Genomic DNA, 19,336 nt, shown 5'->3' on the forward strand with positions numbered 1-19,336 from the left:
CCGATGGTACTGCAGGGGGGACCCTGTGGGAGAGTAGGACGCCGCCGAACAATTTTTGTGGGAGTGCCCCGCACCGTTTATGGTGCGGGGCATTTTTGCGTTCAAGTCCCCTATGTCGACGGTTTCCAGCGCCCGGCGCTTCGGGTATGATCTCTCTCGTTGCCGCGCCCCAATAGCTCAGTCGGTAGAGCGTCTCCATGGTAAGGAGAAGGTCTACGGTTCGATTCCGTATTGGGGCTCCAGCACAAAAGAAGGGCCCCGCCTGATGGCGGGGCCCTTCTTTCGTTCAGTTCTTCTGCGGCTCGGGCACGCGCATCGCCAGGATCGCCATGTCGTCCGACGCCGGCTCCGCAGCGAACCTTTCCACGGCTCGAAGCACCCGAGACGCCACAGCCCCGGCCGTGAGGCCCGTACAGCCCGTCAGAACGTCGACGAGGCCGTCGTCGCCCAACATCCGTGTTCCCTCCCGGCGTTCGGTGACGCCGTCGGTGACACAGAGGAGGACGTCACCCGGGTCGAGGGTGACCATCTGCTCGTACAGCTCCAGGTCGTCCATCACGCCGAGCAGCGGCTGCGGGTCCGCCGCGGCCTCCACCGTGCCGTCCTGGCGTAGACGCAGCGGCAGTGGGTGTCCGGCGCAGACGACCTTGAGGACGGCACTGCCGTCCTCCTGAGGCCACAACTCCCCGTACAGGAGCGTCAGGAAGCGGCTGCGGGCGCCCTCGTCGAGGATCGCCGCGTTCAGGCGCTCCAGCACCGCCGGGCCGCTGAAGCCCTCGCGGGCGAGGAGGCGGAGCGCGTGCCGGGCGAGTCCCGTCACGGCCGCGGCTTCCGGGCCCGTGCCGCAGACGTCGCCGATGGCGAAGCCGTACGCGCCGTCGCGGATCGGGAAGAGGTCGTAGAAGTCGCCGCCCACCTCGTTGCCTTCGCCGGCCGCGCGGTAGATGACCTCGACCTCGACGTTGGGCACCTGAGGCAGTTCCGGCGGCAGCAGGCTGCGCTGGAGGGACTGACTGATCGCCATGCGCTCCGAGTAGAGGCGCGCGTTGTCGAGGGCGAGCGCCGCCCGGCGGGACAGGTCCTCGGCCAACTCCAGGATCTCCTGGCGGAAGTGGTCGTCCGACGGCTTGCCGAGGGTGAGCATCCCGATCACGCGGTTACGGGCGACCAGAGGCAGTACGACGGTCTCTCCGCCCACGGCGGCGGCCGTGGCAAGCGTTGTGCCGATTCCGGAGGAGACGGGCGTGGAGGCCCCTCCCAGCTCCCTCATGGACGTACGGAGCGCCGCCTGGTGCGCGGCGTCCGCCGGGCCGGTCCAGACACGGGCGCCCGGGGTCGGGACCGGGTCGGGCGGATCGATCTTGGAGAGCAGGGCCTTCAGACCGTCGATGCGCTCCTCGTCCTCGTGCAGCACGTAGGAGAGGTACGGGTCCGACGTCTGGTCGGCGATGGTGTAGACGGCGCACCAGGTGGCGAGCGTCGGCACCGTCATCTGTGCCATGAGCGCGAGCGTCTGGTCCCGGTCGAGGGTGCCGGCCAGCAGGTCGGAGGCTTCGACGAGGAAGGAGAGCGAGCCGCGCCGGAGGCGTTCGAGCTCGCCGAGCCGTGCCGACTCGACGGCCAGCGCGATGCGGTCGGCGGCGAACTGGAGGCGCAGCGCCTCCTCGTTGGAATACCGGCCCGCCGACTCGGCGGCGACGCCGAGCGAGCCGGTCAGCCGGCCCTCGACCTTGAGCGGGACGGTGACGACCGAGCGCATACCGGTGCCGTTGAGCAGCGGGACGGCGCCGGGGACGATGGCCAGGTCTTCGTGGACGGCCGGCATACGGGCGGAGCCGTAGCGCCCCGTGCCGGCCTCCACCGGGACGCGGGCGAAGCGCTGCCGGGCCGAGGGGAGGCCAGTGGTGGCCCGTACCTCCAGCTCCGTCTCGTCATCGGTGGCGAGCAGGAGGAACGCGGAGTCGCCTTCGAGCATGTCGCGGGCGCGCTCCACGGTGCGCTGGAGCAGGCTGTCGAGGTCCTCGGGGGCCGGTGAGCCGATGAAGACCTCGAAGGGGTCCACGGTTCGGCTCTCGGCGCCGGCCTCGGTCACGGGGGCGCGCTGCGGGGTCTGGATCACGGCGCGTTCGTCGTCACGTACGAGAAGGCACACGGTGGACGGTTCGCCGTTGGTGTCCCGTACGCGGAGGTGGGACGCGTACACGGGGATGACCCGGCCGTCGCTGCCCCGGATCCCGTAGCTCCCCTCCCAGCGCGACAGCAGCAGCGCCTCGACGATGCCGGTGCCGATGCCCGGGGTGTGCGGCCAGGCGGCGAAGTCGGTGAGGGGCTTGCCGATGACCTGGTCGGCCGGGTAGCCGAAGAGGTGCTCCGCGTCCTCGTTCCACGTCGAGACCGCGCCGGATCTGTCGATCTGTACGACGGCGACCCTGACGCGTTCGTCGGTGACGGGAAGGAGCGCGTTCGGGATGACGGGGCCGGCGGACCGGGCGCCCACGGGGCGGTCGGGAAGGTCGAGCTGGAACCAGACCTGCTTGTGCGTCGGTGTGTAGTCGACGCCCCAGCGCGAAGCCAGGGCCGCGCAGAGGAGCAGTCCGCGGCCGTTCTCCCGGTCGGGGCTGCCCAGCGACAGTCCCGTGCCCTGCATGGGGATCTCACGCTCGGGATAGCGGTCGGAGACCTCGACGCGGACGCCGCCCTCCGTACGGAGGCAGAGGACGTCCGCCGATGTGCCCGCGTGGATCACGGCATTGGTGACGAGTTCGCTGGTGAGGACCACGGCGTCGTCGACGACGTCGGAGTAGCCCCAGCCCTGGAGCGTGTCACGGACAAAGGCGCGGGCGGTCGCGACGGACCGCCCGACAGGGTCGAAGCTGGCAGCCGCCCGCGCGGTGATCACAGAACTCCTCGTACGCGTTTCGACGCCCGGCTCTGCCATGATGCGGCCCCGCCCTCCAGGTGCCCGGTGGTAGTACGTTCGCCACACCGCCCCTGCCGGGCAGACCGGGACGGTTGGACAGCCGGATGCCAGGTTACTTACCTTCGCTGCGCGGGCGGATGCCGGTCACCACTGTTTCCGCCTACCGGGGGTGGGGACGCTATGCGAAGCTGCCGAACTGTTATCGCCAGGTTCAGCCGTGGTGAAACACTGGGCAGGATTCCAGAGACAGTCTGAGTAACGTCTGAGCAGTACGGTCAACCCCTGCGGGAGGGACACGGTGGAGTCTGGCGTGGCGGCGCGTGGCAACAGCACGCGCGCAAAGGGCGGACGGTCCCGGAACAACGGGGCCACCGAGGTCGATGCGGCGGCTCTGAGCAGACTGCTGACGGCCCTGGTGGCGATGCGGGACGGTAACTTCCGTAAACGCCTGACCGTCTCCGGTGACGATGTGATGGCGGAGATCGCCGCCGTGTTCAACGAGGTGGCGGACCGGAATCTGCACCTCACGGGCGAGCTGGCCCGCGTACGGCGCATGGTCGGGCGCGAGGGAAAGCTCACGGAGCGGCTGGAGACGGGCGCCTGCGAGGGGTCCTGGGCCGCCGCCATCGACGCGTCGAACGCGCTGGTGGACGACCTGGCGCGCCCCGTGTCCGAGGTGGGACGGGTGCTGTCGGCGGTCGCCGAGGGTGACCTGGAGCAGCGGATGGAGCTGCGTTCGCACTTCACCGAGGGTTCGGCGGGGACGGAGCGCCCGCTGCGCGGCGAGTTCCTGAAGGTCGCGAGGACCGTCAACAACCTGGTCGACCAGCTGTCCGCGTTCACCGACGAGGTGACGCGTGTGGCGCTGGAGGTCGGTACCGAGGGCAAGCTCGGCGGCCAGGCCAAAGTGCGTGGAATGTCGGGTTCGTGGAAGGATCTCACGGATTCCGTCAACACGATGGCGTACCGGCTCACGGCTCAGGTACGTGACATTGCTCTCGTTACGACGGCCGTCGCCAAGGGCGATCTGTCGCGCAAGGTCACTGTGCATGTCGCCGGCGAGATGCTTCAGCTGAAGAACACCGTGAACACGATGGTGGACCAGTTGTCGTCCTTCTCGTCAGAGGTGACGAGGGTGGCCCGCGAGGTCGGCACCGAGGGTGAGCTCGGCGGCCAGGCGACCGTGCCGGGCGTGGCCGGTGTGTGGAAGGACCTCACCGACTCGGTGAACACGATGGCCGGCAACCTGACCAGTCAGGTGCGTGGCATCGCGGAGGTCACCACGGCCGTCGCGAACGGCGATCTTTCCCAGAAGGTCACGGTGAGCGCGCGCGGCGAGGTCGCGCAGCTCGCCGAGACGATCAACCAGATGACCGAGACGCTGCGTACGTTCGCCGACGAGGTCACGCGTGTGGCGAGCGAGGTCGGCGGCTCGGGTGTGCTGGGCGGCCAGGCCCAGGTGCCGGGCGCCGCGGGCACCTGGAAGGACCTGACGGACTCGGTCAACACCGTCTTCCGCAATCTGACCACCCAGGTGCGGGACATCGCGCAGGTGACGACGGCCGTCGCGAACGGTGACCTCTCTCAGAAGGTCACCGTCGACGTGGCCGGCGAGATGCTCGAACTGAAGAACACCGTCAACACGATGGTGCGGCAGCTCAATTCGTTCGGCTCCGAGGTGACGCGTGTCGCCCGCGAGGTCGGCGTCGAGGGTCAACTGGGCGGTCAGGCCGAGGTGCCGGGCGCCGCGGGTACGTGGAAGGACCTGACGGACTCGGTCAACACCGCGTTCCGTAACCTCACCGGTCAGGTGCGGGACATCGCGCAGGTGACGACGGCGGTCGCGAACGGCGATCTTTCCCAGAAGGTCACCGTCGACGTCGCGGGCGAGATGCTCGAACTGAAGAACACCGTGAACACGATGGTGGCGCAGCTGTCGTCGTTCGCCGACCAGGTGACGCGGATGGCGCGTGACGTGGGTACGGAGGGCAGGCTGGGCGGCCAGGCGCGGGTCGACGGCGTCTCCGGTACATGGAAGGAACTGACCGACTCCGTCAACTTCATGGCCGGCAACCTGACGGACCAGGTGCGGCAGATCGCCCAGGTGACCACGGCTGTGGCGCGCGGTGACCTGTCGCAGAAGATCGACGTGGACGCCCGCGGCGAGATCCTGGAACTGAAGAACACCATCAACACGATGGTCGACCAGCTCTCGGCCTTCGCGGAGCAGGTGACGCGGGTCGCCCGCGAGGTGGGCACGGACGGCAGGCTCGGCGGTCAGGCCCAGGTGCCGGGCGTCGCCGGTGTCTGGCGCGATCTGACCGACTCTGTGAACGGCATGGCGGGGAACCTGACCTCTCAGGTCCGTAACATCGCCCAGGTCGCCACGGCTGTGGCGCGCGGTGACCTGTCGCAGAAGATCGACGTGGACGCGCGCGGCGAGATCCTGGAGCTGAAGAACACCCTCAACACGATGGTGGACCAGCTGTCGAACTTCGCGGAGCAGGTGACCCGGGTCGCCCGCGAGGTCGGTACGGAGGGCATGCTCGGCGGTCAGGCCGAGGTGCAGGGTGTCTCCGGTACGTGGAAGGACCTCACCCAGTCCGTCAACTTCATGGCGAACAATCTGACCTCCCAGGTGCGCAACATCGCCGAGGTCACGACCGCCGTCGCCAAGGGCGATCTGTCGAAGAAGATCACCGTCGACGCCAAGGGCGAGATCCTCGACCTCGTCACGACCGTCAACACGATGGTGGACCAGCTGTCGAACTTCGCCGACGAGGTGACCCGTGTGGCCCGCGAGGTGGGCACCGAGGGCATCCTCGGCGGCCAGGCGCGGGTGCGTGGCGTCACCGGCATCTGGAAGGACCTCAGCGACAACGTCAACACGATGGCCAACAACCTCACCAGTCAGGTGCGGAACATCTCCCGGGTCTCGTCGGCCGTCGCCAACGGCGACCTGACGAAGAAGGTCACGGTCGAGGCGCGCGGTGAGGTCGCCGAGCTGGCCGACACGGTCAACATCATGGTGACGACGCTGTCTTCGTTCGCCGACGAGGTGACTCGGGTCGCCCGCGAGGTGGGCACCGAGGGCGAGTTGGGCGGCCAGGCGCGTGTCCCGGGGGTCTCCGGTACGTGGAAGGACCTCACCGAGTCGGTGAACTCGATGGCGTCCAACCTGACCGGTCAGGTGCGCCAGATCGCCACGGTCACCACCGCGATCGCCAAGGGCGATCTCACCAAGAAGATCGACATCGACGCCCGCGGTGAGATCCAGGAACTCAAGAACACCATCAACACGATGGTCGACCAGCTCTCCTCGTTCGCCGAGCAGGTCACGCGAGTGGCCCGTGAGGTGGGCACGGACGGGCAGCTGGGCGGTCAGGCGCGGGTCAGGGACGTCGACGGCACCTGGCGCGACCTTACCGAGTCGGTGAACGAGATGGCCGGCAACCTGACCCGTCAGGTGCGGGCGATCGCCGCCGTCGCCACCGCGGTGACCCGCGGCGATCTGAACCTCAAGATCGACGTCGACGCCGCGGGCGAGATCCAGGTCCTCCAGGACAACATCAACACCATGATCGCCAACCTGCGCGACACCACCCTCGCCAACGAGGAGCAGGACTGGCTCAAGGGCAACCTGGCCCGAATCTCCGGTCTGATGCAGGGCCGCCGCGATCTGGACGACGTGGCCTCGCTGATCATGAGCGAGCTCACGCCGGTGGTCTCGGCCCAGCACGGCGCGTTCTTCCTCGCGATGCCGACCGGCACCGTCTCCGAACTGGGGACGGCCGGCGGGCGCGACGGCTCGTACGAGCTGTGTATGCGGGGCAGTTACGGGTACTCGGCGGGCTCGATGCCGACCTCCTTCCGGCCCGGTGAGACCCTCATCGGTACGGCCGCCGAGGAGAAGCGCACGATCCAGGTCAATGTGCCGCCGGGTTATCTGAAGATCTCTTCGGGGCTCGGCGAGGCGTCACCGGCGTACGTGATCGTGCTGCCGGTGCTGTTCGAGGGCAAGGTCCTCGGTGTGATCGAGCTGGCGTCGTTCCAGCCCTTCACCCAGATCCAGCGGGACTTCCTCAATCAGATCGCCGAGATGATCGCGACGAGCGTCAACACGATCAGCGTCAACACCAAGACCGAGGTGCTGCTCAAACAGTCGCAGGAGTTGACGGAACAGCTGCGGGAGCGCTCGGCGGAGCTGGAGAACCGGCAGAAGGCCCTTCAGTCCTCCAACGCGGAGCTGGAGGAGAAGGCGGAGCTGCTGGCCCGTCAGAACCGCGACATCGAGGTGAAGAACACCGAGATCGAAGAGGCACGGCAGGTACTGGAGGAGCGCGCCGAGCAGCTCGCGGTGTCGATGCGCTACAAGTCCGAGTTCCTGGCGAACATGTCGCACGAGTTGCGTACGCCGCTGAACTCGCTGCTCATCCTGGCGAAGCTGCTCGCGGACAACGCGGAGATGAATCTCTCGCCGAAGCAGGTGGAGTTCGCCGAGACGATCCACGGTGCGGGCTCCGATCTGCTCCAGCTCATCAACGACATCCTCGACCTGTCGAAGGTCGAGGCGGGCAAGATGGACGTCAGCCCGACGCGCATCGCCCTCGTACAGCTCGTCGACTACGTCGAGGCGACGTTCCGGCCGCTGACGGCGGAGAAGGGGCTCGACTTCTCCGTACGGGTCTCCCCGGAGCTCCCGGCGACGCTGCACACCGACGAGCAACGGCTGCTCCAGGTGCTGCGCAACCTGCTGTCCAACGCGGTGAAGTTCACCGACACGGGCGCCGTGGAGCTGGTGATCCGGCCGGCCGGGGCGGATGTGCCCAACGCGATCAGGGAGCAGCTTCTGGAGGCCGGTTCGCTGCGCGACGCGGACGGCGATCTGATCGCCTTCTCGGTCACCGACACCGGCATCGGGATCGCGGCGAGCAAGATGCGGGTGATCTTCGAGGCGTTCAAACAGGCGGACGGTACGACGAGCCGTAAGTACGGAGGTACGGGTCTGGGCCTGTCCATCAGCCGGGAGATCGCCCGGCTGCTCGGCGGTGAGATCCACGCGGCCAGCGAGCCGGGCCGCGGCTCGACGTTCACGCTGTACCTGCCGCTGCACGCCAGCGAACTGCCCCCGCAGGGCTATCCGCAGCTGACTCCGGGCATCGAGCCGCAGCGCTCCGGCAGCGGCTCCGCGGGGCTGTCGTCGGAGCAGGCGCGGCGGGACCGGTCCGTGGCCTCGTCGGAGGCCCGTACGGGGCCCGCGGCGCTCTTCCGGCGCCGTCGCAAGGCCTTGGGCGGCCCCGAGCAGATGAACCCGCTGTCCGGGCGCACCGGTGGCCCGGCGGGCCCGTCCGCGGGGACGCCGGCGAACGGGAACGGCTCCGCGGGCGCGGCCAACGGCTCGCGGTCGCCGGGTGGTTCGGGGGCCGAGGAGTCCTGGACGGGGGAGGCGCCCGAGGCTCCGGAGGAGCGGCGTACGTTCTCGTTCGGGGGCGAGAAGGTGCTGATCGTGGACGACGACATCCGCAACGTCTTCGCGCTGACCAGCGTCCTCGAACAGCACGGTCTGTCGGTGCTGTACGCCGAGAACGGCCGTGAGGGCATCGAGGTGCTGGAGCAGCACGACGATGTGACGCTGGTTCTGATGGACATCATGATGCCGGAGATGGACGGATACGCGACGACGACGGCGATCCGCAGGATGCCGCAGTTCGCCGGACTGCCGATCATCGCGCTCACCGCGAAGGCGATGAAGGGCGACCGGGAGAAGGCGATCGACTCCGGCGCATCTGACTATGTGACAAAGCCGGTCGATCCCGATCATCTTCTGTCGGTGATGGAGCAGTGGATGCATCAGAAGTGACATGAAAGCGACATCGGGCAGCGGCTTCAGAAGTGCCGCGCGGCTGTGCGAACCTGAAGAAGAAGGTGAGTTCCTGTGGTTGAACACGTGTGAGCCACAGGGAATCGGGGAACTTTCCGAGCTCCTGTGACGTTTTTGCTACGTGCACAGTGACATCGCGGTGACAGGGTGTGGCGACAGGCGGGGTGCGGCTACCATGACCGGCACAAGGACGGACGGCGTAAGGGAGTCGTCCCCTGGGGCGGCGCCCGGTGCACAGCCGGGGCGAGGAGGGCGGGCCATGGTGCAGAAGGCCAAGATCCTCCTGGTCGATGACCGGCCGGAGAATCTGCTGGCGCTGGAGGCCATTCTCTCCGCGCTCGATCAGACGCTGGTGCGGGCATCGTCAGGGGAGGAAGCGCTCAAGGCGCTGCTGACGGACGACTTCGCGGTCATTCTGCTGGACGTCCAGATGCCGGGGATGGACGGTTTCGAGACCGCCGCGCACATCAAGAGGCGTGAGCGGACACGGGACATCCCGATCATCTTCCTCACGGCCATCAACCACGGTCCGCACCACACCTTCCGGGGATACGCCGCCGGCGCTGTGGACTACATCTCCAAGCCGTTCGACCCCTGGGTGCTGCGTGCGAAGGTCTCGGTCTTCGTCGAGCTGTACATGAAGAACTGTCAGTTGAAGGAGCAGGCCGAGCTGCTCAGACTGCAACTGGCGGGAGCGGGCGAGGTGAAGGAGCCGACCGGTCTCCTGGCCGAGCTGTCCGCGAGGCTCGCCGCGGTCGAGGAGCAGGCCGAAGCGCTCTCCAAACAGCTGGACGACGAGTCCGCGGACGCTGTGGCGGTCGCCACGGCCGCACATCTGGAGCGCAAACTGACCGGGCTCCGCAGGGCGCTGGACGCTCTGGAACCGGGCAGTGGAGGCGGCTCCCCGCTTCCCTCACCGAACTGACGGGCACGCCCCGGGCTCCAACAGGCCCGTGGGCGGCCCGTATCCGTCCGCCCGGCGGCCCGCCGAAAGCCCGGTGGAGAGGGCGTTGACGGTGCGTCAGTTCCGCGCCCGCGGCGGGCGACACGAACGGGTGAAGCGGTAGGCACACGTGTCCACCGCCGTTCACACCGGTAACCTCACCCCCATGGCCTCACGTACGTCCGGCAAGGGTTCCCAGGGCACGGCGGGCACCGCGAAACCGCGTGCCGGCCGTGCGAGCGGTGCCGCGAAGAAGGCGGCCCCCGCCGCCAAGGCCGCGGCGAAGAAGACTGCACCCACGAAGAAGGCACCGGCCAAGAAGGCCGCCGCGAAGAAGTCCGCGGCCAAACCGGCCCCCAAGCCCGCACCGTCGCCGACGAACGGCGTCTACCGCCTCGTACGCCTCGTCTGGCTGGGACTCGCACACGCGGTCGGCGCGATGTTCCGCGGCATAGGACGGGGCGCGAAGGGGCTCGACCCGGCGCATCGCAAGGACGGCGTCGCTCTCCTGCTGCTCGCCCTCGGCCTGATCGTCGCCGCCGGTACGTGGTCGAATCTGCGGGGCCCCGTCGGCGATCTCGTCGAGATGCTCATCACCGGCGCCTTCGGCCGGCTCGACCTGCTCGTCCCGATACTGCTGGCCGTCATCGCCGTCCGGCTGATCCTCTATCCGCAGCGCCCCGAGGCCAACGGACGCATCGTCATCGGCCTCTCGGCGCTGGTGATCGGTGTCCTCGGGCTCGTACACATCGCGTGCGGCTCCCCGGGCAGGGACGCGGGCACCGAGGCCATGCAGGACGCCGGCGGGCTCATCGGCTGGGCCGCGTCCAAGCCGCTGATCTTCACCATGGGTGAGGTCCTCGCCGTACCGCTGCTGGTCCTGCTCACCGTCTTCGGGCTGCTCGTCGTCACGGCGACGCCCGTCAACGCCATCCCGCAGCGGCTGCGGCAGCTCGGTGTCCGGCTCGGCATCCTCGACCCGGCCCCGGCGGAACGCGATGACGAGGACGGGGAGCAGGAGTACGACAGCGACGACGAGCGGTACGACGACCAGTGGCGTGAGGCACTGCCCGCGCGGGGGCGCCGCTCGTCCCCGCGGCGCGGTGAGGCGCCCGCCGACTACGACCCCGACCAGGCCGAGGTCGAGGCACTGGCCCACCGGCGGCGCCCGCGCCGGCGGTCGGTACAGCCCGCGGCCGACCGGCCCATGGACGCCGTCGACGTGGCCGCCGCCGCTGCCGCCGCGCTGGACGGAGCCGTACTCAACGGGATGCCGCCCTCGCCGATCGTCGCCGACCTCACCCAGGGCGTCTCGGCGGACCGTACGCGGGACGCGGCGAGGGCACGGCCGGGGGAGCGTACGCGAGGGGCGTCCGGCGGCCGGTCCGGGACCGGGTCGGGGGAGCGTTCCCTACCACCGGCGCGCGAGCCCGAGCCGCGTGGCACCGCTGCCGCGCAGTCCCCGTCCGGGGCCGTGGCCGACCTGACCAAGCCGCCGCCCGCGCAGGACCGCCCGCTGCCCCCGCGCGCCGAGCAGCTTCAGCTCTCCGGCGACATTACCTACTCCCTGCCGTCGCTGGACCTGCTGGAGCGGGGCGGCCCCGGCAAGACCCGCAGCGCCGCCAACGACGCGGTCGTCGACTCGCTGACCAACGTCTTCATGGAGTTCAAGGTCGACGCGACCGTCACCGGGTTCACCCGGGGGCCGACCGTCACCCGCTACGAGGTCCAGCTCGGCCCCGCCGTGAAGGTCGAGCGCATCACCGCGCTCACCAAGAACATCGCCTACGCCGTGGCCAGCCCCGACGTCCGGATCATCAGCCCCATCCCCGGCAAGTCCGCCGTCGGCATCGAGATCCCGAACTCCGACCGGGAGATGGTCGTCCTCGGGGACGTCCTGCGGCTGGCCGACGCCGCCGAGGACGACCACCCGATGCTGGTCGCACTCGGCAAGAACGTCGAGGGCGGCTACGAAATGGCCAACCTCGCCAAGATGCCGCACCTGCTGGTCGCCGGCGCCACCGGATCCGGCAAGTCCTCCTGCATCAACTGTCTGATCACGTCGGTGATGGTCAGGGCGACCCCGGAGGACGTCCGGATGGTCCTCGTCGACCCCAAGCGGGTCGAGCTCACGGCGTACGAGGGCATCCCGCACCTGATCACGCCCATCATCACCAACCCCAAGCGGGCCGCCGAGGCGCTCCAGTGGGTCGTGCGGGAGATGGACCTGCGCTACGACGACCTCGCGGCGTACGGCTACCGCCACATCGACGACTTCAACCAGGCCGTACGCAAGGGCAAGGTCAAGGCCCCCGAGGGCAGCGAGCGCGAGCTGACGCCCTATCCGTACCTGCTCGTGATCGTCGACGAGCTGGCCGACCTGATGATGGTCGCGCCGCGCGACGTCGAGGACGCGATCGTCCGCATCACCCAGTTGGCCCGCGCCGCCGGTATCCATCTGGTGCTCGCCACCCAGCGCCCGTCGGTCGACGTCGTCACCGGTCTCATCAAGGCGAACGTGCCCTCCCGGCTCGCCTTCGCGACCTCCTCGCTCGCCGACAGCCGGGTCATCCTCGACCAGCCCGGCGCCGAGAAGCTGATCGGCAAGGGCGACGGACTCTTCCTGCCGATGGGAGCCAGCAAGCCGACCCGTATGCAGGGCGCCTTCGTCACGGAGGAGGAGGTCGCGGCCGTCGTCCAGCACTGCAAGGATCAGATGGCGCCGGTCTTCCGGGAGGACGTCGTCGTCGGTACGGCCAAGAAGAAAGAGATCGACGAGGACATCGGCGACGATCTCGATCTCCTGTGCCAGGCGGCCGAGTTGGTGGTCTCCACGCAATTCGGCTCGACATCCATGCTTCAACGGAAGTTGCGCGTGGGTTTCGCCAAAGCGGGCAGGCTTATGGACCTGATGGAATCACGGAACATCGTCGGTCCGAGCGAGGGTTCCAAGGCGCGTGATGTGCTGGTGAAGGCAGACGAGCTGGACGGAGTGCTCGCTGTGATCCGCGGTGTGCCCGCTCCCGAAGGAGCTGACGGAAATTGACGGAGCTTGAGGCGATCCGACGGATACCCGGAGCAACTTTTTCCCTCGGTCGGGCGTCAACGTGGAAGGGGAGACACGCCGTGTCCCGCCGACACGCCGTCCGGCCATTCTGATGGCGTACAAAGTCCATCCGCCCGGTTGCCCCACCCTTTCGTACCACCCATAGACTGAACGTCCAGCAGGTGGCTACACGCTCGAAAGGCACTCCCGTGTCCATCGGCAACTCCCCCGAAGACGACCAGCCTTCCGCCGTCGAACCCGCTGAGGACGAACGGCCCGCGCCCGAAGAGGACAAGCCTTCGGTCGGCCACGTCCTCCAGCAAGCACGCTCCGCCGCAGGTCTTACGCTCGAAGACGTCAGTGCGTCCACTCGGGTGCGTGTTCCCATCGTGCAAGCGATCGAGGAGGACGATTTCTCGCGCTCCGGCGGCGACGTCTACGCCCGCGGCCATATCCGTATGATCGCGCGCGTCGTCGGCATCGACCCCGAACCGCTTGTCACGCAGTACGACTCCGAGCACGGCGGGCGCCCGTCGCCGACGCCCGCGGCCCCGCTGTTCGAGGCCGAACGGATCCGCCCGGAGCGTCGCCGTCCCAACTGGACGGCGGCCATGGTCGCCGCGATCGTCGCGGTGATCGGCTTCGTCGGCTTCACCATGTTCAACGGTGGTGACGAGGACGGTCCGGGCAAGCAGGTCGCCGAGGGCCCGGCGCCGGAGAAGACGACCTCCGAGCCGAGCACCACCAAGCCGGCCGACCCGAAGCCCGACCCCTCGGACAGCGCCATCGCCGCGGCCCCGGCCGACAAAGTGACGGTCAAGCTCTCCGCGGTCGAGGACAAGAGCTGGATCTCCGCCAAGTCCCCCAACGGTGAACTGATCTTCGACGGACTGCTCCTCAAGGGGGAGTCCAAGACCTTCCAGGACGACGAGCAGATCGACTTCATCCTCGGCAACGCCGGAGTGATCGACATCTTCGTCAACGGCAAGCAGGTCGACGAGGACTTCAAGCCGGGCCAGGTCGAGCGGCCTTCGTACACGAAGGGCGACCCCGAGGCGGGCTGATACCGCGCCGGCGTCCAGGGCCTGATCCAAGAGGCGGAGCCCGGGGGCGTCGGCGGTATCGGGGAGAGCGACCGGGCGGTGTGCTGGAGCCGCCCGGGGAGTGGACCGTACTCACCTGACCGGCCGGACAGCCCTGCACGGCGGGAGGGCGGCCAGGACAAAGTAGTCTTGAGCCCATGCCCGAACGCCGTACCGTCGCCCTTGTCACGCTTGGCTGCGCCCGTAACGAGGTGGACTCGGAGGAGCTTGCAGGCCGCTTGGCAGCGGACGGCTGGGAGCTCGTCGAGGAAGCCGCCGACGCGGACGTCGCCGTCGTCAACACCTGTGGCTTCGTCGAAGCCGCCAAGAAGGACTCCGTCGACGCCCTGCTGGAAGCCAACGATCTGAAGGATCACGGCCGGACGCAGGCCGTCGTCGCCGTCGGCTGCATGGCCGAGCGCTACGGCAAGGAACTCGCGGAATCCCTCCCCGAAGCGGACGGTGTGCTCGGGTTCGACGACTACGCCGACATCTCCGACCGCCTTCAGACCATCCTCAACGGCGGTATCCACGCCTCGCACACGCCCCGCGACCGGCGCAAGCTGCTCCCGCTCAGTCCCGCGGACCGGCAGGGCGCCACCGGTGTGGCCCTGCCCGGACACGGCTCCGACGCCACGTCGGCGCACTCTCCTACAGAGGCGGTCATTCCCGCCCCCGCGGACCTGCCGCAGGGACTCGCGCCGGCGTCCGGTCCGCGCGCTCCGCTGCGCCGGCGTCTCGACAACAGCCCCGTCGCCTCGGTGAAGCTGGCCTCCGGCTGCGACCGGCGCTGCTCCTTCTGCGCCATCCCCTCCTTCAGAGGCTCCTTCATCTCGCGCCGTCCCTCGGACGTGCTCGGTGAGACGCGCTGGCTGGCCGAGCAGGGCGTCAAGGAGGTCATGCTCGTCTCCGAGAACAACACCTCCTACGGCAAGGACCTCGGCGACATCCGCCTTCTGGAGACGCTGCTGCCCGAACTCGCGGCGGTCGACGGGATCGAGCGCGTACGGGTCAGCTATCTCCAGCCCGCCGAGATGCGCCCCGGGCTCATCGACGTACTGACGTCCACGCCGGGCGTCGCCCCGTACTTCGATCTGTCCTTCCAGCACTCCGCACCGTCCGTGCTACGCGCGATGCGCCGCTTCGGGGACACCGACCGCTTCCTCGAACTGCTGGAGACGGTCCGGGGCAAGGCCCCGCAGGCCGGTGTGCGCTCCAACTTCATCGTGGGCTTCCCGGGCGAGACGGAGGCCGACTTCGCCGAGCTGGAACGCTTCCTCACGAGCGCGCGGCTCGACGCCATCGGTGTCTTCGGCTACTCGGACGAGGACGGCACCGAGGCGGCGACGTACGAGCACAAGCTGCACGAGGACGTCGTGGCCGAGCGCCTGGCCCATCTGTCGCGGCTGGCCGACGAACTGACGGCGCAGCGGGCCGAGGAGCGCCTGGGGGAGACCCTGACGGTGCTCGTGGAGTCCCTTGAGTCGGAGGACGCCGAGGAGGGCGCGGAGGAGGGTGCCGTGGGCCGGGCGGCACACCAGGCGCCCGAGACCGACGGCCAGGTGATCTTCACATCGGGCGAGGGCCTGCGTCCCGGCCGTATGGTCGAGGCAAAGGTGGTCGGTACGCAGGGTGTCGACCTGGTGGCCGAGTACTGCGGCTTCACCGGGGACCAGCCCCGGAGCCCCGGCGAGGAGGCAGCCAGATGACCGGAGTCCCGGCATCGGCCGAGGGCGGCCAGGGTAGGCCGGCGCCCGGTGGCAAGCTGGGGGCTGCGGCCGTCAATCAGGCCAGCGTGTGGAACATCGCCAACATCCTCACCATGATGCGGCTGGTGCTCGTGCCGGCCTTCGTGGCGCTGCTGTTCCAGGACGGCGGGTACGACCCGGCCTGGCGCGCCTGGGCGTGGGCCGCGTTCGCCGTGGCCATGATCACCGACATCTTCGACGGGCATCTGGCCCGTACGTACAACCTGGTCACCGATTTCGGGAAGATCGCCGACCCGATCGCCGACAAGGCGATCATGGCGGCGGGGCTGATCAGCCTCTCCGTGCTCGGGGACCTGCCGTGGTGGGTGACCGGGGTCATTCTCTTCCGTGAACTCGGGATCACGCTGATGCGCTTCTGGGTGATCCGGCACGGGGTCATTCCGGCCAGCCGCGGCGGCAAGATGAAGACGCTGGCGCAGGGGGTGGCGGTCGGCATGTACGTGCTGGCGCTGACGGGGCCGCTCGCGACGCTGCGGTTCTGGGTGATGGCGGTCGCGGTCGCGCTGACCGTGCTGACCGGCCTGGACTACGTACGCCAGGCGATCGTCCTGCGCAGGGCGGGGCTCACGGCGGAGCGTGAGCGCGCGGTGAGCGCTCCGTGACGGCCGCGGGGAAGGATGTGGCGGCCGGAGACGTTGTGGATGGTGATCTTCTCCTGAGGGATGTCGCGGTCCGGGTGCTGGACCTGCTTGTGCGGGACGGTGCGACGCTGGCTGTCGCCGAGTCCCTGACCGGCGGTCTCGTGGCCGCGGAACTCACTTCGGTCCCCGGCGCCTCCCGGGTGCTCCGCGGGGGCGTGACGGCCTACGCGACGGACGTCAAGCGCGATGTCCTGGGCGTGGACGGAACACTTCTGGCCGAGCGGGGCGCGGTGGATCCCGAGGTCGCACGGCAGATGGCCGTCGGCATACGGGCCGTACTGGCCGCGGGCTGGGGCATCGCGACCACGGGGGTCGCGGGTCCGGATCCGCAGGACGGACAGCCCGTGGGCACGGTCTACATGGCGGTGAGCGGTCCGCACGGTGCCGAGAAAGTGGCCGCACTGCGGTTGAACGGTGACCGGGAGGAAATCCGTAGAGAGAGTGTACGGAGCGTGCTGGAACTGCTCTCCGGCGAACTGACCGGGAACGGGCGGACACAGGATACGGAACGGAACGGGGGGACTTGATGTTTGCAGCCCTGAGTGAACACGACATCGCTCCCCGCACGGCCGCAGTGCGAGGCGGTACGGTGGGGCGAGAAGGATGCGGCTACGCGGTCCGAGGAGGGAGCCACCGATGATTCTGCTCCGTCGCCTGCTTGGTGACGTGCTGCGTCGGCAGCGCCAACGCCAGGGCCGTACTCTGCGCGAAGTCTCCTCGTCCGCCCGAGTCTCGCTCGGCTATCTTTCCGAGGTGGAGCGGGGGCAGAAGGAGGCTTCTTCCGAGCTGCTCTCCGCTATCTGCGACGCGCTTGACGTACGGATGTCCGAGCTCATGCGCGAAGTGAGCGACGAACTGTCGCTGGCCGAGCTGGCTGCGTCCGCAGCGGCGAGCGAGCCTGTGCCCGCAGCGGTACGTCCGATGCTCAATTCCGTCTCCGTGACGTCGGTGGCAGGCGTGCCGACGGAGCGGGTGACCATCAAGGCGCCAACGGAAGCGGTGGATGTCGTCGCCGCCTGATCTGTACGGCGTGACCGAGGCCTGAGCCCCGGACGGTCCCAAGGGCCGGCCGGGGCTTCTGCTTTGCCGTCCCGGGTGGAGAGAGTGTCGGGCTCAGGACGCCCATTTTTCCGAAATGACCCTTTTGGGGTCTTGTGCCATGGTGGGCATACGTGTGAATGAGAATCTGTACATACGTGTGAACCGGAACTGGAGAACCGCCATGGCTGTCGTCAAGAGCTCACTGCCCGAGGCGGATCTGAAGCTGGTCGGCGAGGCCCTGCAGGGCGCGCTCGTCGATCTGCTCGATCTCTCGCTGGTGGCCAAGCAGGTGCACTGGAACATCGTCGGGCCGCGCTTCCGGTCCGTACACCTCCAGCTCGACGAGGTCGTCTCCACCGCCCGGAAGCACTCGGACACGGTGGCGGAACGGGCCTCGGCGCTCGGCGTGACCCCGGACGGTCGTGCGGCGACAGTGGCGACGCAGAGCGCGATCGCCAATGTCCCCGAGGGCTGGATCAAGGACACGGACGCCGTACGGACGCTGGTGGACGCCCTCGGTGTGGTGATCGTCCGTATGCGGGAGCGGATCATCGCGACCGATGAACCCGACCCGATCACGCAGGACATTCTGATCGGACTGACGGCCGAGCTCGAAAAGCATTCATGGATGTTCCAGGCGGAGAGCGCGTAGGGCGCGCCGGTGAGCCAGGTGCGGGTGCTTCGGGTCGTGTGCCTCCTTGGAGGTCGGCCGTGCGCCTCGCACGCCTCCGATGCGCCCTTTTGCCGGATACGCGGGCCGGTCTAGTTTCGGTCTGAGGAGGCGGCCATGGCACGGCGGTGGATCCTTCTGCCGGTTCTCGCTCTGGGCGGGCTCTGGTGGTGGGCCGTACTGCGGCTCGCCTTGGCGCCCGAGCACGCCGGGGTCATCGAGGGGGCGGTGGCCGCGGGCGGCTGGGGGCTGAGCCTGCTGCCGGTCCATGCGGCGGCCCGTCCGTCCGCGGCCCGGGAAGGGCGCCGTCGTGGCCGTGGAGGCGGAGGGGCCGGTGGGGGGTCACTGGCCGGTGGCAGGCCACTCGCACCCCCGTGAGGGGTGGGATGACGGGGGCGAGGGTGGCGGGCGGGGTTACCCGGGCCGCTGGGACGGGCCGGACGGTTCTCAGGGGACCGGGCCGAGCTGGCAGCGGGGACACCAGTAGACGGGGCGTTCGTCGTCGGTCGTCTTGCTGATGGGGGTGCCGCAGCGCCGGCAGGGTAGGTCGGCGCGGCCGTATACGTACAGATGCCGGCGCGAGCGCTCCCGGTTGGCCTCCAGCAGCTTCTTCGCGGCCGTCACGAGCCGCTCGGGGGCCGGAAGGTCCCCGATGGGCAGCCAGGAGGTGGTGCGGGTGAGGAAACAGATCTCGCACCGGAAGACGTTGCCGACACCCGCGAGATTCCGCTGGTCCAGCAGCGCCTCCCCGACGGTGCGCGACGGGTCGGCGAGCAGATTGCGCAGGGCGGTGTCCGGGTCCCAGCCGGGTCCGAGGATGTCCGGACCCAGGTGGCCCACCACGCTGTCCTCGTCGGCGGTGCGGATGAGTTCGAGTACGGGGAGGCGGTAGCCGACGGCGGTGCGCCGAGCGTTTCCGAGGATCGCCCGGATCTGGTGGCCGGGGCCGCCGCGCCAGCGCTCGTCGGCGCCGTACACCCGCCAGGCTCCGTCCATCCGCAGATGCGAGTGGAGGGTGAGGCCGCCCTCGATGCGGGTCAGGAGATGCTTGCCGCGCGGGGTGACGTCGAGGACCGTCCGGCCGGTGAGGTCGGAGGTCGCGAACCGGGGGACGCGGAGGTCGGACCGGGTCAGGAGCCGCCCGGCAAGGGCGGTGTGCAGACGCCGGGCGGTCTGCAGGACGGTGTCACCTTCGGGCATGTCTCCATCATGCGCGAGAGGGCCGCGTGACGGGCGGCGCACGGGGTGTGGCGTGCGGAGATGTACGGCGGCGGGATCCGGGGGCGGCCTGAGGCGCGGGCGGCGGTGTCTCGGGCCGATGGCGGGTGGGTCGCGGGCCCCGG

General features: G+C 69.1%; 12 protein-coding genes and 1 tRNA gene. 11 read left to right on the forward strand and 2 right to left on the reverse strand.

All coding sequences use genetic code 11. The features are described 5' to 3' along the window. Nucleotides 1-166: 166 nt before the first annotated feature. Nucleotides 167-242, forward strand: a tRNA-Thr gene (locus ACIBBB_RS27320). 44 nt (nucleotides 243-286) lie between these two features. On the opposite strand, the gene ACIBBB_RS27325 is transcribed toward ACIBBB_RS27320, so the two are convergent. Then, nucleotides 287-2,938: a SpoIIE family protein phosphatase gene (locus ACIBBB_RS27325; protein ID WP_398986469.1), complete on the reverse strand. Its 2,652-nt coding sequence runs from the start codon at nucleotides 2,936-2,938 to the stop codon at nucleotides 287-289. 280 nt (nucleotides 2,939-3,218) lie between these two features. Here ACIBBB_RS27325 and ACIBBB_RS27330 point away from each other — a divergent pair, with 280 nt between their 5' ends. From ACIBBB_RS27330 to ACIBBB_RS27375, 10 genes are all read left to right on the forward strand, one after another. Then, nucleotides 3,219-8,780 carry a HAMP domain-containing protein gene (locus tag ACIBBB_RS27330; RefSeq protein ID WP_398986471.1) on the forward strand — a complete coding sequence of 1,854 codons (5,562 nt, stop codon included), beginning with the start codon at nucleotides 3,219-3,221 and terminating at the stop codon, nucleotides 8,778-8,780. 280 nt (nucleotides 8,781-9,060) lie between these two features. Beyond that, nucleotides 9,061-9,726: a response regulator gene (locus ACIBBB_RS27335; protein WP_354607352.1), complete on the forward strand. Its 666-nt coding sequence runs from the start codon at nucleotides 9,061-9,063 to the stop codon at nucleotides 9,724-9,726. Nucleotides 9,727-9,910: 184 nt separating this feature from the next. Continuing rightward, a complete protein-coding gene (locus tag ACIBBB_RS27340) occupies nucleotides 9,911-12,790 on the forward strand; it encodes a DNA translocase FtsK (protein WP_398986474.1) in 2,880 nt (959 codons plus the stop codon). A 209-nt stretch (nucleotides 12,791-12,999) separates the two neighbouring features. After that, the gene (locus ACIBBB_RS27345) at nucleotides 13,000-13,854 is read left to right on the forward strand and encodes a helix-turn-helix domain-containing protein (protein ID WP_398986476.1); all 855 of its coding nucleotides are present in this window, start codon (nucleotides 13,000-13,002) and stop codon (nucleotides 13,852-13,854) included. Between the two features lie 176 nt (nucleotides 13,855-14,030). Then, entirely contained in the window at nucleotides 14,031-15,581 is a 1,551-nt protein-coding gene (rimO, locus tag ACIBBB_RS27350; RefSeq protein WP_398986478.1) for a 30S ribosomal protein S12 methylthiotransferase RimO, read from the forward strand. Continuing rightward, nucleotides 15,578-16,243: a CDP-diacylglycerol--glycerol-3-phosphate 3-phosphatidyltransferase gene (pgsA, locus tag ACIBBB_RS27355; protein WP_398986480.1), complete on the forward strand. Its 666-nt coding sequence runs from the start codon at nucleotides 15,578-15,580 to the stop codon at nucleotides 16,241-16,243. Before rimO ends, pgsA begins: the two co-directional genes overlap by 4 nt. Before the next feature lie 35 nt (nucleotides 16,244-16,278). After that, the gene (locus ACIBBB_RS27360; RefSeq protein ID WP_398986483.1) at nucleotides 16,279-16,809 is read left to right on the forward strand and encodes a CinA family protein; all 531 of its coding nucleotides are present in this window, start codon (nucleotides 16,279-16,281) and stop codon (nucleotides 16,807-16,809) included. Between the two features lie 109 nt (nucleotides 16,810-16,918). Beyond that, nucleotides 16,919-17,302 (forward strand): helix-turn-helix domain-containing protein, encoded by a 384-nt coding sequence (locus ACIBBB_RS27365; protein WP_189108968.1) that lies wholly within the window; start codon nucleotides 16,919-16,921, stop codon nucleotides 17,300-17,302. A 202-nt stretch (nucleotides 17,303-17,504) separates the two neighbouring features. Continuing rightward, nucleotides 17,505-17,975, forward strand: a complete 471-nt coding sequence (locus ACIBBB_RS27370) for a Dps family protein (protein ID WP_398986485.1) — start codon at nucleotides 17,505-17,507, stop codon at nucleotides 17,973-17,975. A 135-nt stretch (nucleotides 17,976-18,110) separates the two neighbouring features. Further along, nucleotides 18,111-18,371, forward strand: coding sequence for a hypothetical protein (locus tag ACIBBB_RS27375; protein ID WP_398986487.1), 261 nt, complete (start codon nucleotides 18,111-18,113; stop codon nucleotides 18,369-18,371). A gap of 69 nt (nucleotides 18,372-18,440) precedes the next feature. On the opposite strand, the gene ACIBBB_RS27380 is transcribed toward ACIBBB_RS27375, so the two are convergent. Beyond that, entirely contained in the window at nucleotides 18,441-19,193 is a 753-nt protein-coding gene (locus tag ACIBBB_RS27380) for a DNA-formamidopyrimidine glycosylase family protein (RefSeq protein WP_398986489.1), read from the reverse strand. Nucleotides 19,194-19,336: the final 143 nt, after the last annotated feature.

Origin of the sequence: Streptomyces sp. NPDC051217 (genome assembly GCF_044455465.1) — a bacterium.
Lineage (GTDB): Bacteria > Actinomycetota > Actinomycetes > Streptomycetales > Streptomycetaceae > Streptomyces.

Coding starts and splice junctions, on each gene's coding strand:
- ACIBBB_RS27380 (WP_398986489.1), bottom strand. CDS start 19,193: ATGCCCGAAGGTGACACCGTCCTGCAGACCGCCCGGCGTCTGCACACC.
- ACIBBB_RS27340 (WP_398986474.1), top strand. CDS start 9,911: ATGGCCTCACGTACGTCCGGCAAGGGTTCCCAGGGCACGGCGGGCACC.
- ACIBBB_RS27325 (WP_398986469.1), bottom strand. CDS start 2,938: ATGGCAGAGCCGGGCGTCGAAACGCGTACGAGGAGTTCTGTGATCACC.
- rimO (WP_398986478.1), top strand. CDS start 14,031: ATGCCCGAACGCCGTACCGTCGCCCTTGTCACGCTTGGCTGCGCCCGT.
- ACIBBB_RS27370 (WP_398986485.1), top strand. CDS start 17,505: ATGGCTGTCGTCAAGAGCTCACTGCCCGAGGCGGATCTGAAGCTGGTC.
- ACIBBB_RS27375 (WP_398986487.1), top strand. CDS start 18,111: ATGGCACGGCGGTGGATCCTTCTGCCGGTTCTCGCTCTGGGCGGGCTC.
- ACIBBB_RS27365 (WP_189108968.1), top strand. CDS start 16,919: ATGATTCTGCTCCGTCGCCTGCTTGGTGACGTGCTGCGTCGGCAGCGC.
- pgsA (WP_398986480.1), top strand. CDS start 15,578: ATGACCGGAGTCCCGGCATCGGCCGAGGGCGGCCAGGGTAGGCCGGCG.
- ACIBBB_RS27335 (WP_354607352.1), top strand. CDS start 9,061: ATGGTGCAGAAGGCCAAGATCCTCCTGGTCGATGACCGGCCGGAGAAT.